Below are 18,070 nucleotides of genomic sequence, written 5' to 3'. Positions count from 1 at the left end.
GTGATCGGACACTTGGCTGTGGGCGAGCTGTGGTTTTGCTGCGTTATTCAGAGCGACTGGAAAATCTTAGCGTTGACGTTGAGAATAATTATCAATAAAATCAAAACAGGGAAGTACGCTGCGGGCGAGAAGTAGCTGACAATAATGGTCCAATAGACTGGAGTAGTTTACATTGTTATCATTCACGAAAACGCAAAACCCGGTGCAGCAACCGGACAATCGAGTACGCGTTCATGCGAGGCCATGGACCGCGACTTTCATTATGATCGGCGGGCTAATCGGGCTTGCGCTGTCGATTGCTTTATCCGTTTCCTTCGGAGCAGCCGATATTAAGTTTGCTGAAGTGTGGGGAGCTATTTTTCATTATCAATCGGATCTTGTTTCGCACCAGATCATTCAAGAGCTTCGATTGCCGCGGGTACTGGGGGCCGCGCTTGTCGGCGCCAGCTTCGCTATTTCGGGGGCGATTATGCAAGGGATGACCCGCAATCCGCTCGCTGATTCAGGCCTTCTCGGCCTCAACTCCGGGTCGGGATTCGCGCTGGCGGTATGCTTTGCTTTCTTCCCGGGGTTGCCCTATACCTACTTGATGTTGTATTCGTTCGCCGGCGCCGGACTCGGTGCGTTGATCGTATTTGGGCTTGGAGCAGCATCAAGGGGAGGACTGACGCCGGTTCGACTGGTGCTCGTCGGCGCTACGTTGTCAGCGATGCTGACGGCACTCAGCGAAGGCATCGCCATTCAATACCGGATCGGACAAGACCTGGCTTTCTTCTATGCTGGCGGGGTGGCCGGTGTGAGATGGTCGCAGCTCGAAATTATGTCTCCCTGGTTCGCGGTTGCCGTGGCTGCGGCGATCATGCTGTCCCCGGCAATTACGATGCTAAGCCTCGGGGATGACGTTGCCAAAGGACTGGGCCTTAGAACGGGGCTGATCAAATTTCTGGCGATGCTCGTCGTGCTCGTGCTTGCCGGTGCAGCCGTATCTGTCGCCGGTGCGGTCGCGTTCATCGGACTGTTAGTGCCGCATGTGACTCGCAAGCTGGTCGGCGTCGATTACCGCTGGATTATCCCTTGCTCGGCTATTCTGGGGGCATTCCTCGTTGTCCTGGCCGATCTAGCGGCCAGAACGGTTAATGCGCCGGAAGAGACACCAATCGGCGCGCTGATTGCCATTATTGGCGTACCTTTCTTTCTTTATTTGGCACGTAAAGAAAGGAGGGAGCTGTAAGTATGAGAGAAATCGTGTTATCTTCCGCTGAGAAACGCATGCATAAGCGTAATCTTATCGTAATAGGTTCATTCGGCCTTGGGATCATCTTCGTGTTTATTCTAAGCATGAACACTGGCTTTATCCGGCTTACCCCGATGGAATTGATTCACACCATCCTAGGGAATGGGACGGCACAGCAAGAATTGATATTATTTGATTTTCGATTGCCTCGTATAGTCCTAGCGATTCTCGTGGGTACGGGTTTGGCGGTATCCGGATCCATCATGCAAGCCATATCGCGCAACGGGCTGGCAGACCCCGGTATACTCGGCGTGAATTCGGGAGCAGGACTAGCGGTTCTCTTGTTTGTCGTGTACTTCCCGGTAGCCGCCAATGCTCCTGTATTTCTATTGCCGGTGCTGGCTTGGATCGGGTCGGCATTAACCGCCGCAATTGTCTTCGCTCTAGCCTACCGCCGCAACACAGGGATATCGTCGACACGGCTGCTTCTATCGGGCATCGCGGTGACGGCGGGCATATCCGCAGTGACGATTGTGCTGTCGCTGCGAATTTCCAAAGAAAAGTTTATGTTTATCCAAACATGGCTTGCGGGAAGCATCTGGGGGAAAGACTGGCAGTTCGTGCTCGCCTTGCTGCCATTCATCGCGATCCTCTTGCCGTACGTATTCTACAAAGCGAGAACGTTAAACATACTCAACTTGGGTGATTCCATGGCGACCGGTCTAGGGGCGTTCGTCTCCCGGGAGCAGATCCTCTTGCTGGCAGCGGCTGTCGGACTCGCAGGCTCATGTGTCGCGGTAAGCGGAAGCATCGGTTTCGTTGGATTAATTGCTCCACATCTTGCTCGAAGGCTGGTCGGTTCAAGGCATCAAGCCATGCTGCCGGTGACCGCACTTGTAGGCGGGCTGCTCATTATTACGGCAGATACGATCGCCAGGTGGGCGTTCATGCCGTCAGAAATTCCGACGGGCATCGTCGTCGCTGTAATTGGTTCTCCGTATTTTCTTTTCTTACTGGTACGATCGAAAGCGTAGTGAGCTCAGGGCAGCCTCAAGAGGAGGCTGCCCTTTTCATGTTTGAAAACCTATTTCTCAGGCCTACCCATATACATAGCAGCGGAATATAGCCATACATTAGAATCCACCCTGACATGGACAATGCGGAGTCCAGTTTATTGATCATTAAGGGACTTTTCATGGGAAGCATGATGATAAACACAATACCGATGGTGATCCATAAAGCGGGCCTTGCTTTCAATCCGGTAGTTTTCTTGAGAATTCGAGTACATCCCCACAAGCCGACGCAGCAAGGAGAAATGATCACGAAAAACCAAAAGAAAATATACACATAATCAAATCGTTCCAGAACCGGAAAACGAATGATTTTGGACAAAATTAGCGTAGGCCAGATGATATGCTTCAGCTCTTGAAGATTTAAGAATGCGAAAGTAACCAAGGCGATCAATAATGAAATGAATGTAGAATGGGCAACCGCCAGATGAGCCCATTTCTTGGACTTTTCCTGATTTTTGATGAAAGGGTACAAGAGCAGCAGAAATTCGGCGCCTAGAAATGTGCTTAACGAATGGTAGGCCGACTCCGCATACTGATACCCGGTATGGTCGAACAGCGGGAGAAAGTTCGTCCAATGCGCATGCTTCAGCGGGAAATAAAGAGACGGAATCAGCAGAGACGGAATGAGGACACAGAGAAGAGTAATACCTGTTATGACCCTTAAGCCGCCCGAAACGATGTAAGCGGAGATCAGGAGCAGCAAGAGCGACAAGCTCCACTGCGGCGAATTTGGAAAAACCCAAACATGGATGACTTCGATGTAGGATCTTAACTCATTTACGATAAACAGAAGGATATAGCCATAGAACACGAAAGTTAGCAGGTTCCCGAGCCACTTACCGAATAACTGATTGTGCAGGGATATGATATCGCCCTCTGCTGCATGCTTTAGCAGATAGAACATCATGACAATAAGGAGATGAAAGCTTACGCCGACGATGGCAAAAGATAGCCAGGCATCCATTTCAGCCCCTTGAATGATACGGTTTTGGAAAATTAACAAGGTACTGCGCATTTGGGTACCGTGTATTAGAATCCACAGGAAATAAGGTGATAGGGTTAAGCTTTCCTTTACATGCGTTCCCATCCAGGTACCCCCTCACGAATTTATTCTGCGATTCCCGCTTTGGTTAAACGGATATGAATTTGAACATCGAATTTAATTTGCTCATAGTCGGTTGCATAGAATTTCTCCTCTGTCCAGCCTCTTTGGCGAGACCTCGTCAAATCGCCGATTCCAAGCGGGTCAACTCCTTCCTTCACAAACTTGTGCAGCAAGTCAAGAAGATGGCTTTGAAGCTGCTTTTCCAACTGTTCAGCCAGAGACTTCGTATTTTCTTCCTCACCTAAAGAAAACCAATCCGGATATTCTGTCACCATGCCTTCTAACACAAAGGAATAAGTGAATTTGGTCTTATTGTCGCTAGTGGATATTTTCCTCTTCATCTTGCCGGAAGTCGTATTAAATACAGCCGGCGACTGCTTCGCGTTTTTCCTAATTACAAACGGGATATCTCCGCGAAGTGCTTGACCTTGCAGCAATTTATAATACACCATTTCATCATGGTTCAAGACCAACTTCAAACGATCATCTTTAAAGATCCCGTATCCGGCTATTTCAATTTCCTTATTGGCGTTTAATTTGAGATAAGGTACGGAAATGTCCCGCCCTAGTCCGTAATAATCGAATAACACGGTTGCTACAGTTGAGTGCGGGATCATTTCTTGTTTCATACTCTGCTCGAGTAAGTGATAAGGAAACTCCTGGCTATCTTTGCCTAACAAACTTTCGGATAAGGATGCCACGGAATCGTCCACGACGGCCAAGATGGTATAGAAGCTGATGATCGGATCTCTGCAAAATGTTTTAATAAAGGTTTTGACTCCGTCAGCAGCTACTTCCTTGCTAAAGGCTAGCATTTTCAGTTTCTCTATTCGAATGGGCTGTGCGGATTGGAAGTCCATCTCTTTGATCATAGTTCGTGTTCGATTGGAATCTCCTCGAAGTACCTTGATTCTTCCTTTATCCGCATAATCAGCATAAAGCGCCGATGCCTTATATCCCGAATTATGCTTATCGAAACCGAGTACGGTCAAGCTGCGGATTTGGTCGACTACGACTGCATTGCCGCAGCCGGCAAGAACAACGACCAAGACGATAACAGGAATCCATAGCAGAACTCTGAAGCTACTCATTGCTGATATCCTCTTTGTCTTCCTTAGGATGATAACGTTGAATCGATTTCGGCTTTAGATGCTTACTTCTGTCCGTCATATAGGAAAGCGGAGCGCGGATGAAGCTGTCTGAGAAGTTACCGGTACGAAACGGGAATATCGGCGCCAGATAAGGTACTCCTAATGATTTCAGGCGCAGTAAGTGTCCTGCAAGTAATAGGAACCCGGCAGCAATTCCTAACCCTCCCCATAAAGCTGCGAGCAGGATAAAGGGAAATCGTAATAGTCGGATCGTATTCGCCATTCTGAAAATAGGCGTCGTAAACGAGGCAAGCGCCGTTAACGCAACGATAATCAACAAAATATTGCTAGTCAGCGCCGCATGAACCGTTGCCTGCCCAATTACGATACCACCAACGATACCTAAGGTTTGTCCGATTTTTGCAGGCAGCCTCGCGCCCGCCTCCCGCAGCAGCTCGATTGTGATTTCCAGAAAGATCGCTTCTACTACTGGTGGAAAGGGAACATGGCTGCGTGAGATGATTAGCGGCTCAAGCAGCGTTTCCGGCAGCACGGCAAAGTGATAGGTTAATACGGCAACATATAAAGGAGTGGCGAATATAGAGAAGACAACGCTCATGATGCGAATAATTCGAAAAAACGATCCGACGATCCAGGGCACATAATAATCCTCAGGCGACATGAAAAAATCCAAAAAAGCAGATGGTCCCGTGATGACATAAGGCGATCCGTCCGCGAGAATGGCAACTTGGCCGGAAACAAGAGCATAGGTCACACGATCCACTCTCTCCGTAGATAGAAACAAGGGAAAAGGTGTATTCGTGTGATCCGAGATGACTTGATCCAGAATGGAGCTATCGAATATAATATCTGCATCTGCTTCAGTAAGCCGCTGCCGAGCCGTTTGTACATGTTGATCGTTCGTCACTCCTTCGATATAAACGATCATTACCTTTGTGTTGGACATGGACCCGACCGTTATTTCTTCAAACACGAGTTCCGGCACGGAAATTTGCTGCCGAAGAAGGTGGATGTTCATTTCGATATTTTCCACAAAGCCGACTTTAGGCCCGACGACGCTGAATTCATTCTCGCTTTCATTGCTCATGCGATGACCAAGAGCCGCTTGATTCACGTTGACTAAGATAAATGCATGCTCCGCATCGTTTAGCTGTATGAGTACATAACCTTTGATCAGCTTGTTCTCGACATCCGCTGGATCATAGGTCACTTTCACATCTACAAAAGGGATGATATTCTTAAGATCTTCCAGGTTATGAATGTGTTCGATGTTTTTCTGAATTTCGGCTACGACAAATCGATTTACTTTGGTGCAATCCACGAGTGTTTCATAATAACTGATTTGAATGCGAACAGGAAAGTCGCCTTCAACCGGAGAGAATTGATGAAAATCACCGGATTTCAGTGCCAGCTCAAAAACCTCGGAGATCGTTTTCGGTGCATTATGCCGCTTCATCGTATGCTCCTTGCCTAAGCCTGTAGTATGAATTAACACCATTATGTTACGTGATACCCATTTCTATACAAGGTGACAAGTTGAAGCTGACCAACTTCAACCACTTGCAATTAGGGGAATATGAGACTAAAATCAGTTTATGCGATTTGGCATGACGGATTGGAGGTGTTTGAATAATGATGACCAACATGGAACTCTGCAACTGTACCAAGTTGAGACGTGCAGCACGACATATTACGCGGTTCTATGATAGCTGCTTAGCAGAGTCAGGATCGGGGCTGCGAGCTACGCAATACGCCATCTTAGGTTATCTGAAGAACCGCGGGGCGCAGACGATGAATGAACTCGCTGAGCTTATGACGATGGATCGGGCAACAATTGGACATAATCTAAGGCCGCTGGAGCGAGACGGTTTGGTTCGTATTGAGGTAAGCGAACATGATCGGCGTGCAAGAATCGTGTCTATTACAGATGAAGGCTTGCACCGAATGGAGATCGGAAGAGTGGGCTGGGAACGAGCTCAGGTTGAATTCGAAGAGAAATATGGCGCTGAGCATGCTAGCTCGATGAGAAACATGATGGATGAAGTTGTTGGTATCAACCTTCAGGCGTGACAGATGGACTGCGGAAATCGACGGTAATTGTAGCATTTGTTATTATCGTCGATTCGATGTATGGGTGTACATTAAATAGGGGCATATGAGACTAATTAGTTTGAGATGTTTGTAATAATCAAGTCAACCTGTAGCACACTAAAATTACTGAACCTGTGAGGAGAAGAGAAATTACATGAAGAAGATGCTTTGGGTTGTTTTAATCATGTCCTGTGGAGCCACTTATATATCTTCGTTATTCCCTTTGTATGGGGAGCACTATCAGCTCAGCAGTCTGGAAATCACGATTTTGTTTGCCGTTTATGCTGCTGTCCTGCTGCCAACGCTGCTTGTCGTAGGAGCGAGAGCGAATGTTTGGGGATTGAAACGAGTACTTCGTTACAGTATTTGGATATCAATCGCGTCAACACTGCTGTTTAGCATTAGTACGGACACTTGGATGCTGTATGCTGCAAGGATTTTGGAAGGCGTCGCGTATGGTGCTTTTACAGGTGCGGCCAGTGCGTTTCTAATCAAGCAAAGCGCTAAAGAGAAAGTGGGCACAGCACTCAAGTTATCGGGGGCAGTGGTGAACATCGGTTTTGGCTTAGGCCCGGCTACTTCTGGTTTAATCGTACAATACTTGCATGTTCAGCCGCTTCGTTTACCGTTTTGGATCTTGCTCGTCATGTTGTTCAGTTCCCTGCTTGTGCTGGAGATGCTGCCCAAACAGGAGGACTTGGAAGCGAAGAAGCAAGCCAAAGCTAAGATTTCGCTTGGTGTACCTGACAATATTAGTGCGCATTTCTGGTCATTTATCGGACTTCCGATCTTTACCGTCTTTACTTTAGGCGGCGTTGTGCTCTCGCTAATTCCATCCTTCGTCAAGCATGTCATTCACACGAACAATCTGTCTATTTCGGGATTGTTAATCTTCGTGCTTCTAGGCATCGGAGCGCTGATGCAGTTCTTTCCTTGGCCGCGTAATCCCGTTACACGGATGCGGATTGCAATTTTGTCTCTGGCCATTGGATCGTGGAGCATCGTTTTCTCCGGTCAAGCAGAGAGCTTGTTTCTATTATGGGCAGGCATCTTCATTCAAGGAATAGGCGCCGGATGGACGTTTCAGGTTGCTTTGCGGTTTGCCGGGCAGCTTCCGAAGCCGGAAGAACGTCCTCGCGTCATATCGGCATTTTATCTATGCGCGTATTTCGGGTTTATCGTCCCTCCGGTTGCTGTCGGCGTACTGACTCAATTTTTCAATTTGAACTTGTCGTTGGTTATTTTCAATCTGTTTGCAGCACTAATCGTCATCTATGTGCTGATCTATTCCTTTACGTTTAATCGATATTTCACCAAATTAAATTCACAATAGTAAGAGCGACGGAAGTCGAGCCCATGTAATAACCGCAGCGCATCTGTCCATAATAATGGCGTGAATATAATAATAGCCATCTACAGATGCGCTTATGCGGAGGAATTGTAATGGGAAGTAGAAAGGCAAGACTGTTCGGCTTGTTGGCGATGTCGTTGACATTGGGGCTGTTTCTATCTGCTTTCACAGGTTACGATAATCGGAGTGAAGCAACGCTTTCGGTCATCCAGCATCCTGCCGACCCCGATATCGACATCAAGAAGTTCTCTGATAAGGAGCTCATTAAGAGGGTTCCCGGATTCAAGAACGGATACAAGAAAGTAAATGGAGTCACGCTTCACTATGTTGAAGGAGGTAAGGGGAAACCGCTCTTCCTGCTTCCCGGCTGGCCGCAGAACTGGTATGCGTATCACAAAATCATGCCGGAACTTGCGAAAAACTATCATGTGTACGTCGTTGAATATCGTGGAATGGGGAGCTCCGATAAGCCGCCGACCGGATACGATAAGAAGACCATGTCTTCTGATATTCATGCATTGGTCAAAGAGCTTGGTTATGACAAGGTTCATATGGCAGGACACGATATCGGGGCACAGGTTGCTTATGCTTATGCAGCTCAATACCCAGAGGCTACGACAAAACTAGTGATGATGGATGTTCCGCATCCCTTCGAAGGTTTTCTGAACATTCCACTCGTGGCGCCGCCGGGCGTGTACGACATGAGCCCTAATGAACGGCCAATTTACCCATGGTGGTTTGCGCTCAATTCCGTACCGGACTTGCCCGAACAGCTGCTGCAAGGAAAACAAATGAGTATTTTTCAAGATTGGCTCTTTAATTACTTGGCTTATGGCAAACCGCCGATGACGCAAGAGACCAAAGATATCTACTATGCGGCATATGCCAGTGCGGATGCGATTCGCGCAAGTAATGGTTGGTACAAAACGTTTAGACAAGATATCGATGATCTGAAAACCTATAAGAAGCTGTCCGTGCCTGCACTTGGTATTGCTGGCTGGGATTCCACTGGTCATACGCTTGAAGAGTTTCTGAAGCAAAATGCTACTGACATGAAAATGGTCAAAATAAATAAAGCGGGACACTGGATCGCGGAGCAGAGCCCGCAAGAAACCGTAAAGCTGCTAACTGAGTTCTTCGGTACTTAGATAATAGTATGGCGGAACGATAAGCACCCCAGAGTACTGAACGAAACAATCGCCCCTGCTTGGCCGAGAAGGCCAGGTAGGGGCGATTTCTATTTCGTATTATCCGCGCTGCCGGTTATTATAGATTCGCTTTACCAGCGTAAACGTTGATGTGATCGATATGCGCAACTTTGCCTTTAACGACCTTGCTCGGGCCGACGAATTTCAGTTCGTACTTCGCTGAAGGATGGTAGACGTAGATTTTGTCCGTGCCGGAGTAGCGCACTTCTTTGGGCATACCCAGCGTTTTGATAACGGACGTGAACGTCAATGACTTAACGCCTACCGTCTGATCGATCGACTGTCCGAAATTGCGCAGGTCGTAGATGACGCCGGATTTGTTGATACCGAAGCCGTAAGCGCCTTGTCCCATGCCGAAATTGTACATTTCGTAATGGTTGCCCTTTAAGTCGCCGCCTACTTCAGGTTCGCCCCATTTGTAATGGACGGCGGAGATTGGCGTTTTGCCTGCGATTGCGTTCAGTCCGGGAATTTTACCTTCTTTTGCAAGACTATAGATGGTCTTGATATATGTGCTGCCTTGCTGTGCTTTAATGCTGCTGGTATCCGGTTTGGCCGCCGCCGCATTAACATTCGAGTGCGAGATGACTGCCATCGAGCTTACTGCAATGAAACCGGCCAGGGCCAATTTCGCTCCTAATTTTACCGACGATTTTGCTTTTGTATTCTTCAACATTCTATATACACCTCTTTTTATTATTTTGGACTAGGACGGTTGACGGTTGATAACTTGTCTTGCCTTACAACTACATATTAACTAGTTTAGCTGCTGAAAGAATGACAGAAAGGTAACGAAAAAGTAACAACAAAGTTACGATTCATATCGCCTTTTATGGGGAAACTGAACCAATGGAAAGGTGTGTGATGATAATGATCAAAACTTACGACAGTACGACGACAGGACTTCTTCTGGTGGATCCTTATAATGATTTCTTGGCACCGGAAGGCAAGATTTATCCGCGAACGAAGGAAATAAGCGATTCCGTGAACTTGCTCCAACATCTCAGAGAAATTGTTGCAGCGGCTCGGAAGGCCGGCATTCGTGTTTTTTTCGTGCCTCATCATAGAGCGGAACCTGATGATTACGAAACGTGGAACCATCCGACTCCCTATCAGCTCGGAGCCAAAGAAAGACAGTCGTTTGCAAAGGGCACTTGGGGCGGGGAATTTCATGCGGATTTTCAACCGCAGCATGGTGATGTGATTATCAAGGAGCATTGGGGCAGCAGCGGGTTTGCGAACACGGATCTGGATCATCAGCTGAAAATGCACGGTTTACAAAAGATCATTCTAATCGGTATGATAGCCAACACGTGCATTGAATCGACCGGACGTTTCGGCATGGAGCTTGGTTACCATGTGACCCTTGTGAAAGACGCCACATCGGCTTTCAGTAAAGAAGCGATGCATGCGGCGCATGTCATTAACGGGCCGACTTTCGCGCATGCCATTGTAACAACGGAAGAACTGCTTGCTTCATTAGACTTGTAAGCAGCATGCACGGAAAGCTTAAGATTAGGAAGGTATCCACATGAATGACAAAATCGTAATGCCGGTCTGGACGTTCGGCTTGTTTATCGTCGTGATGAATACGACGATGTTTAACGTATCCATTCCGAGTATCATTCAAGACATTGGCGTATCGGCGGTGCTTGGATCGTGGATCGTTTCAAGCTACTCCATCGGGTACGCCCTGTCGACGGTTATTTACAGCAGACTCTCCGACGTGCTGCCGATTCGAAGGTTGGTCGCAGTCGGACTCCTGATACTAGGGCTTTCCTCTGTTATCGGGATTCTGGCGACCAACTTCCAAACGCTGCTGCTCGCTCGCATCGCACAGTCTGCGGGCTCCGGTGCGATGGCTGGACTTGGTCTTGTTCTCGCCAGCCGTTATATCCCTTATGAACGGCGCGGAAGAACGATATCGATGATATCGGCGGGCTCAGCTATGGCATTCGGACTTGGGCCGATTGTCGGCGGGCTGATTAGCGAGTACATCGGCTGGAACGGATTGTTCGCCGTTACTTGCATTGTGCTTATCCTGCTTCCGATTCTGCTGCGACTGCTCCCTAAGGAAGAACCAAAGCCGTTTCGGTTCGATTTAATCGGTGCCATCCTTACCGTCGTGAATGCCGCGGCACTTCTGATTGCCGTTACGCATCGGTCGGTCATCTGGCTGATTGCCGGCTTACTATCCATCATCGTTCATGCCTGGCATCTCAAACATGCGAAAGAAACGTTTATTAATCCGCAGCTCTTGTCCAAACCTACGTACTTAAAGCTGCTTCTTGTCGGTTTCAGCATCTTGGTCATGAATCTTGGCAACCTGTTCCTAATGCCGCTGGCACTTGCGAATCTATTCGACAAAACACCATTGGTCATTGGCTTCATGATTGCACCGGGTGCGGTGTTATCTGCTTTTCTGACACGCTTCTTTGGACGATGGATTGATCAATATGGCAACTTGCGATTCCTCATTCTCGGTCACGGTCTTCTAGCATCCGTACTGATCCTCTTTAGGTTAGAGCTCGGCGCATCACCGCTTGTCATCTTGATCGGTTACTTGTTCTTCTCACCAGCTGCCTCCGCGACACTGGCATCGTTAAACAATGAAACGTCACGGATTCTACCAGCCGAGCTGATCGGTTCAGGCATGGGATTTATGCAGCTCATCCAGTTTTTCGGCGGCTCATTGTCCGTTGCGGTGTGCGGTATGCTGCTTGAATTCCATAAGAAATATTCGTTGATGCATGCGTACGAATATGTATACGGTGTATTGATTGCCGTGAGCATATGCTCATTGTGCATGCTGTTCTGGTACTCGCTATCCGATAAGCGACAAGCTCAGGCTTCCCGCGGGTAGTTGTTCTATGTGGTCAGTGAACAGGATCAAACAGTTCTAGTATAGCGATGCCGCAAAGAAGCGGCGGACAAGGTTGCTGCAACCTTGTCCGCCGCTTTTTCTACGGAATGACATTATGTAGAGGGAGGAGTTTGATGTAGACGGAACAACAGAGAAAGCTGCTTAGCCAGATAAAGCGGCGTGTACGGCATATCATTACGAAGCCAGCATACGATCGTACCGATGAATGCGGAGGAGCCATACCAGATGGCGATGTCGTGTGGAACGTTCACAGCCGGAGTAGTTGAGGAAACGATTCGGCTCTCTGCTCGCTTGGTAATGAGTTCAACCATTAGATTCATAAGGCGTTCGGTGAAAACAGATACTCGTTTGGAAGCGAGAAGCACCGTGTAAAACTTCGAATTGTCCGCGATATGTTCGAGAATTCGGAGCAGAATGGTCCAATCTACCTCTGTTTGTGGTTGGTCCGGCACTTCTTTCAAGATCGAGTGAATTTCATTAATCATGTCATCCGCCATCCGCTCCATAAGATCCGGAATATCCCGGTAATGAAGATAGAAGGTGACGCGACTGATTGTGGAGCGTTCGGCAATGCGATTAACCGTTATTTTCTCAAGCTCATGTTCCTGAAGAAGATCGATGAAAGCATCTCGAATCAATTGACGGGTTCGAAGGACACGCGGATCGGTCCGTGGTGATTTTACCGACATAAGAGCTAAACCCCTTTCTTTACCACTCTTTCAGGACGACACTTCTAAATCACTTCGTAAAAGATGTTTCGTTTAGACGACACAATCGACGGATGCGTTAATTAATTTACATATCGCGAAAAGCTGTTGCTTGTGATCGGGTAGTGCGGTGACTATAATCTTACATTAGGTACATTATACAACATAGTGTAAATTAGTTCATCGAAGAATATAGAAGGGGTTGAGAGCAATACTATGAGTACTTCAGGCCTTGAAATCAGCAGTATTAAGAAAGGTCCTCTGATGTTTGTTATGATACTGGGGGCGTTCATCGCGGTTTTGAATCAGACGATTATGAGCGTTGCGCTTCCGGAGCTTATGATTGACTTTGACATTGCGGCATCTACGGCCCAATGGCTGACTACCGGATATATGCTCGTAAACGGTGTATTAATTCCGATTACAGCTTATCTCATGCAGCGGTTTACGACACGTGAGCTGTTCCAGACCGCCATGATTATTTTTCTCGGGGGCACGATTGTTTCGGCAATAGCACCTAACTTTGATGTTTTATTGGCCGGTCGACTGATCCAAGCTGCCGGAGCAGGTATCATTATGCCGCTGCTAATGACTGTCATTCTAACTGTATTCCCTCCTGACAAACGAGGAGCAGCAATGGGTATGGTCGGATTCGCGATTATTTTCGCACCTGCAATTGGACCTGCTCTAGCCGGATATGTAATGGAGCACTACGCTTGGCGGACGATGTTCTATGGCATGATTCCGATTGCCGTCATCGTTATTGGAGTCGCTTTTGTCTTCCTAAGAAATGTAGCGGAACGACAATTCCCGAAAATTGACCTATGGAGTGTACTCCTCTCAACGATTGGATTTGGTGCCGTACTTTACGGTTTCAGCAGCGCCGGTAGTAAAGGGTGGTCAAGCGCGGAAGTCATCATTTCCATCGTTGTCGGTGTGATTTCCTTGATCCTCTTCACATGGAAGCAATTGGTTTCCAAAGAGCCGCTTCTGGAGCTTAGAACGTTCAAATATAGTATGTTCTCTCTGACGACCATTATTAATATTGCGGTTACGATGGTGATGTATGCGGATATGATGCTGCTGCCTCTATACTTGCAAAATGCACGTGGCTACACGGCGCTGGAGTCTGGTTTACTGATGTTGCCCGGAGCGCTTCTGATGGGCGTTATGATGCCGATCACGGGCAGACTGTTCGATAAGTTTGGCGCGAAGTGGTTGTCCATTATTGGGATGGCCATTACGATTGCAACTACAATCGGCTTCGTGAATCTAACGGATTCCACCAGCTATACGTACCTAGTTCTGATGTCCACAGGAAGACGTTTCGGGATGGCGATGTTCCTCATGCCAATTACGACAGCGGGGTTGAATCAACTGCCTGCGAGACTCAATGCGCATGGTACAGCCATCTCCAACACGATTAAGCAAGTGGCCGGTGCAATTGGCACCTCCTTGCTGGTAACGGTTATGACGACCCGAACGAAGAGTCATCTTCAGGATATGATGGCATCCGGTGGTAATGCTACACAGGAGCATATGATCATGGAGTCGACGATTCAAGGGATTAATGATGCCTATCTAGTCATTATTGGCATTGGTGTTGTCGGTCTGTTGCTTTCTTTCTTCATCAAACGTACGGGGCAGGTCGAGGAGAAAGCAGCAGCGGGAATCAAATTAGAACCCCAACCGGTTAGTCTGACAAACAGATAACAAAGAAGACGATCATCGATGATAAGAAGCAGTTTCCTCAAAAAAAGGAGGAGACTGCTTCTTTTTTGCCTTATAATAAGGGCAGCGGAACCAATATATGAATCGGCAGGTGATTGTGATGAACAGGACCATCATTCTGGCTGCGAAGCTCTATGAACATCAATCCGAAACAAGATTGATGTTTTATTGCTGCATTCCCGAAGTGAAAGAGGGCTACATGGCGCTCAACGTAGGGCAAGGCAGGGCGGATTATGGATTCTGGAGCGGGCTGCGCAAGGTCGTCGGTTTGCTGCATCGCACCTACCGAAGCTACGGAATTCAGCTTGCCGTTTCCAAGTCTGCTCTTTCGCTGCACGGCTTAGCGGATAAAGATCAGGTCTCTGGTCTGCTGAACGAGTTTGTTTCGTATGCGCAAACAACTTGCGATCCCTATACGGAGCGGCTTGATCTGCTCAATGACATTAGCATTGTCGATCAGATACAGCCAGGCGTGCTCAACGGTTATCCGCTTGAAACGGTAAATGCTGCACAGTTGAATCCTCCTGTCGTTGTGAAGGAGAAAGCCAAGAAGTATGACTACTACAGTGAGCTAAAGATGCCGAGTGAAGGTGTTGTGCTGGACTTTGAGACCACTTCCCCCATCGTGGAGTACGCTAAGATTATTGAAATCAGCGCATTGAAATTTAGAAACGGCCAAGTCATTGATCAATTTCAAACGCTGGTTAATCCAAAACTGAAGATTTCCAAACAAATCAGAGAGCTCACGGGCATTACAGATCAAGATGTAGCTGGTATGCCGACATCGTTTCAAGCTGTGAAACAATTAAACAAATTCCTTGCGGGCACACCGGTGCTCGTCGGTCATAACGTGCAATATGACTATCGCGTGTTGAAGGCGATCTGTGACCGAGCTAATATTCGAGTCTGGACAGGCAAGCTGCTCTGTACGATCAAGCAGGCGAGGCAATTAAAGCTGCCCATTGCGAGCTATGATTTATCCACCCTTTGCGAACGATTTGACATCATTAATGAACGACCGCATCGCGCATGGGCCGATACGAAAGCGACATTTGAGCTCATGAAGTGCATTTATCAATCTCACCTCGTTTAGTGAGGAATATATTTCAGCGAAACCTCGGTGCCGAGATGAAGGCGCTGAGGTTTTTTTTGCCTCCGCTGATTAAAGTATATTTATTGTTGGGTATCGACGTGTTAAGGTATTAATAGTCAGTTAATAAGGATTAATTAGTATACTTAAATAACTGACTAATGAAAGGAGGTCATTAATACACGGTTGTGATTCTGATTCTGTTTTGGAAATGTTTACTCCACAGATGTGAGGCGACTATTCGAAAAGGGAAGAGGGAGAAATGATGGCTCTGTCGATAAGGATGACTTTCGGATCGAAATGGCTGAAGGCGATGCTGTTTGCACTTGTTGTGGGCTGCTGCTTCTTTGTATGGAACGCGAAGGCGAATGCAGCGGATTATTACGTGGATTGCTCTGCCGGAAGCAATGGATCAGGCACGCAGATATCGCCATACAACAGCTTTAACACGATTAACAGCATCGGTACGATGAGCGCCGGGGATCGTATTCTGCTCAAGAGCGGCGTCACCTGTAATCAGCAAATGACGGTGACCGGGCAAGGGACCTCGACAAACTATATTACGATTGATTCCTACGGCGGCACCCCTAAAGCGAAAATCATCCGCAACGGCAATCAAGCAGATCGCGGTATTAAGCTGACCAACCCTAGCTATTGGAAAATCAACAATCTGGAGGTAGGCAGCGCCGGAACGGGCATTCTGGTTACGTTCTCGACAGCAGGCCATAATGATTTGTCCTTCACGAATTTATATTTTCATGATATTTACGGCATTCATCAAGGATCAGGCAGCGGCAATGATTCAACCGGGGATGCCATCTGGAACTCGGCAGGGATTGAGTTCACCTCCAAAACCTTCAACGCCTCCAACCCCGCAAGCACCTATATTGTAGACAACGTCACTTTCGATACGATTGAAGGCACACGAAACCTCGATACGATTTCGATCGATTGGTATAATTCCGGCTACATGAATGCAACGGGCCACAAGGCAGCAGAGCATGTATTGATGAACAATCTCAATATGCACGGCGATAATGCGGGCGGCGGCACCGGTTGCGATGACGGGATGCGGCTGACATCGGTTCGGTATTTGACCATGATTAACTCGAAGCTCGACGGTGAAGGAGGCTGTCACTCGGATACGGGAACGGCTGCGATCTATATTGCTTTTGTAAGCGACTCGTATATTCTGAACAGCATGTTCACGAACGTGCCGAACACGTCCTCGCCGGATATGGTTGCTTTCGACTATGAGTGCTGCACGGATAACCTGCAAATCAACAATAACTACATTGCCGGTAACGCAGGCGCCGGTATTTCGTATTTGGCGATCCATCCGGGGCTCGGTTTGGAGACAAACAGCGTGGCAGGAGGCAATGTCTTCATTAACAACGGCAGCGGCTCGTTCCGCCGTGCGGGCAACTCGGATACTCCGAGCGGAACGATTCGCGACAATCTGTATGCGGAGCCAAACAATTTCTTGTACCAAGACGGCGCCAATTACAGCGGATTTACGCTCACCAACAACCTTCAAATTACGAACGGCAGCAATATCTATCATGCGGCTAAGCAATTCAGTTCCACACAAGGAAGCAGCAATTGGTCTTATAAAGCGTTTAACGGTTCCTCGTGGAGTAACCTGGGCTACTATGATACAGCAAGTAACATTTGGCAGGCATCCTCGGTGTCGAACGTGCCGCAGGTATCGCAATTTGAAATGCACCCCGACACCGGAGTTGGCAAAATCGTTGCCCGCGCATGGACGGCGCCGACAAGCGGTACGGTGAGTATTCGCGGCCGCGTGCTGAAATCCGTCATTGCCGGCGGGGACGGCGTCGTTGCTCGCATCACGAAGAATGGGACACGGATTTGGCCGGCTGGCGCCGATCAAGCGGTGGCTTACAATGATCGCTTCGGCTATGAAAGCAACCTTGATGGCGTAACGGTCGCGGCGGGAGATGAGATTCGCTTCGAAATTACGAGCGGCGCAGCGGGCAGTAACCAGTACGATAATGTAAGCTGGTCGCCGGCAGTCGCTTACACGGCTTCAAGTATTGCGGCGCAGTGGGATTTTGCAACGGCCGGAAGCACGGAGGGCTGGGCGAATACGAATCAAATGAGCAGCAGCGTGTCCGGCGGAATTTGGACGCTCACTTCAAGCGGCGGAGACCCGTATTCCGTTGGTCCGACTAACCTTGGCATCGCGTCTTCTTATCGCTATCTTAAGATTCGACTGAAGAACAATACGTCCGATACCGGAGCGAAATTCTTCTTCATCACGAATGCGGATTCGACCTGGAATGAAGCCAAATCCAAGACATTCACGACAGCAGCGAATATGGGCAGCTACACGGAATACACAATCGATATGGGAACCGTTGCCGGCTGGAGCGGGACGATTAAGTCCTTGCGCTTCGACCCCTTCTCGACCACAGGCACGATGAACGTCGATTATATGTGGCTGACGAACACGCCGTAGAG

General features: G+C 48.1%; 15 protein-coding genes. 10 read left to right on the top strand and 5 right to left on the bottom strand.

Annotation, left to right across the window (positions count from 1 at the left end; translation table 11 throughout):
* Nucleotides 1-172 precede the first annotated feature (172 nt).
* Together AC0YN4_RS17200 and AC0YN4_RS17195 are read left to right on the top strand one after the other, a co-directional pair.
* On the top strand, nucleotides 173-1,231 hold the full coding sequence (locus tag AC0YN4_RS17200) for a FecCD family ABC transporter permease (protein ID WP_475782309.1): 1,059 nt from the start codon (nucleotides 173-175) through the stop codon (nucleotides 1,229-1,231).
* A gap of 2 nt (nucleotides 1,232-1,233) precedes the next feature.
* Nucleotides 1,234-2,268, top strand: a complete 1,035-nt coding sequence (locus tag AC0YN4_RS17195) for a FecCD family ABC transporter permease (protein ID WP_475836271.1) — start codon at nucleotides 1,234-1,236, stop codon at nucleotides 2,266-2,268.
* A 16-nt stretch (nucleotides 2,269-2,284) separates the two neighbouring features.
* Here the strand turns inward: AC0YN4_RS17195 and AC0YN4_RS17190 are convergent, their stop codons facing one another.
* The 3 genes from AC0YN4_RS17190 to AC0YN4_RS17180 are packed head-to-tail and all read right to left on the bottom strand — an operon-like array spanning nucleotide 2,285 to nucleotide 6,022.
* Complete coding sequence (locus AC0YN4_RS17190) at nucleotides 2,285-3,394, bottom strand: GerAB/ArcD/ProY family transporter (RefSeq protein WP_475782307.1); 1,110 nt, start codon at nucleotides 3,392-3,394, stop codon at nucleotides 2,285-2,287.
* 20 nt (nucleotides 3,395-3,414) lie between these two features.
* On the bottom strand, nucleotides 3,415-4,503 hold the full coding sequence (locus AC0YN4_RS17185; protein ID WP_475782306.1) for a Ger(x)C family spore germination protein: 1,089 nt from the start codon (nucleotides 4,501-4,503) through the stop codon (nucleotides 3,415-3,417).
* Nucleotides 4,496-6,022, bottom strand: a complete 1,527-nt coding sequence (locus tag AC0YN4_RS17180; protein ID WP_475836270.1) for a spore germination protein — start codon at nucleotides 6,020-6,022, stop codon at nucleotides 4,496-4,498. Before AC0YN4_RS17180 ends, AC0YN4_RS17185 begins: the two co-directional genes overlap by 8 nt.
* A gap of 134 nt (nucleotides 6,023-6,156) precedes the next feature.
* Here AC0YN4_RS17180 and AC0YN4_RS17175 point away from each other — a divergent pair, with 134 nt between their 5' ends.
* The 3 genes from AC0YN4_RS17175 to AC0YN4_RS17165 all read left to right on the top strand — a co-directional run bounded on the left by AC0YN4_RS17175 (nucleotide 6,157) and on the right by AC0YN4_RS17165 (nucleotide 9,114).
* Nucleotides 6,157-6,594 (top strand): MarR family winged helix-turn-helix transcriptional regulator, encoded by a 438-nt coding sequence (locus AC0YN4_RS17175; RefSeq protein WP_475782304.1) that lies wholly within the window; start codon nucleotides 6,157-6,159, stop codon nucleotides 6,592-6,594.
* A 175-nt stretch (nucleotides 6,595-6,769) separates the two neighbouring features.
* Nucleotides 6,770-7,948: an MFS transporter gene (locus AC0YN4_RS17170; RefSeq protein WP_475782303.1), complete on the top strand. Its 1,179-nt coding sequence runs from the start codon at nucleotides 6,770-6,772 to the stop codon at nucleotides 7,946-7,948.
* Nucleotides 7,949-8,058: 110 nt separating this feature from the next.
* A complete protein-coding gene (locus tag AC0YN4_RS17165) occupies nucleotides 8,059-9,114 on the top strand; it encodes an alpha/beta fold hydrolase (RefSeq protein WP_475836269.1) in 1,056 nt (351 codons plus the stop codon).
* Between the two features lie 118 nt (nucleotides 9,115-9,232).
* Here the strand turns inward: AC0YN4_RS17165 and AC0YN4_RS17160 are convergent, their stop codons facing one another.
* A complete protein-coding gene (locus AC0YN4_RS17160) occupies nucleotides 9,233-9,850 on the bottom strand; it encodes a YjgB family protein (protein ID WP_475782301.1) in 618 nt (205 codons plus the stop codon).
* Nucleotides 9,851-10,044: 194 nt separating this feature from the next.
* Between AC0YN4_RS17160 and AC0YN4_RS17155 the strand changes: the two genes are divergently transcribed.
* Both AC0YN4_RS17155 and AC0YN4_RS17150 read left to right on the top strand, forming a co-directional pair.
* A complete protein-coding gene (locus AC0YN4_RS17155) occupies nucleotides 10,045-10,665 on the top strand; it encodes a cysteine hydrolase family protein (protein WP_475836268.1) in 621 nt (206 codons plus the stop codon).
* A gap of 40 nt (nucleotides 10,666-10,705) precedes the next feature.
* Nucleotides 10,706-12,037, top strand: a complete 1,332-nt coding sequence (locus tag AC0YN4_RS17150) for an MFS transporter (RefSeq protein WP_475782299.1) — start codon at nucleotides 10,706-10,708, stop codon at nucleotides 12,035-12,037.
* Nucleotides 12,038-12,150: 113 nt separating this feature from the next.
* Here AC0YN4_RS17150 and AC0YN4_RS17145 read toward each other — a convergent pair whose 3' ends face one another.
* Nucleotides 12,151-12,747 carry a TetR/AcrR family transcriptional regulator gene (locus AC0YN4_RS17145; RefSeq protein ID WP_475836267.1) on the bottom strand — a complete coding sequence of 199 codons (597 nt, stop codon included), beginning with the start codon at nucleotides 12,745-12,747 and terminating at the stop codon, nucleotides 12,151-12,153.
* Between the two features lie 234 nt (nucleotides 12,748-12,981).
* Here AC0YN4_RS17145 and AC0YN4_RS17140 point away from each other — a divergent pair, with 234 nt between their 5' ends.
* The 3 genes from AC0YN4_RS17140 to AC0YN4_RS17130 all read left to right on the top strand — a co-directional run bounded on the left by AC0YN4_RS17140 (nucleotide 12,982) and on the right by AC0YN4_RS17130 (nucleotide 18,068).
* Nucleotides 12,982-14,478, top strand: a complete 1,497-nt coding sequence (locus tag AC0YN4_RS17140; RefSeq protein ID WP_475836266.1) for a DHA2 family efflux MFS transporter permease subunit — start codon at nucleotides 12,982-12,984, stop codon at nucleotides 14,476-14,478.
* Between the two features lie 118 nt (nucleotides 14,479-14,596).
* Nucleotides 14,597-15,589, top strand: a complete 993-nt coding sequence (locus AC0YN4_RS17135; RefSeq protein ID WP_475782296.1) for a 3'-5' exonuclease — start codon at nucleotides 14,597-14,599, stop codon at nucleotides 15,587-15,589.
* Nucleotides 15,590-15,869: 280 nt separating this feature from the next.
* A complete protein-coding gene (locus AC0YN4_RS17130) occupies nucleotides 15,870-18,068 on the top strand; it encodes a hypothetical protein (RefSeq protein ID WP_475836265.1) in 2,199 nt (732 codons plus the stop codon).
* Nucleotides 18,069-18,070: the final 2 nt, after the last annotated feature.

This window comes from Paenibacillus sp. J22R3 (assembly GCF_056269305.1).
This window is presented reverse-complemented; position numbering and strand designations above follow the sequence as displayed.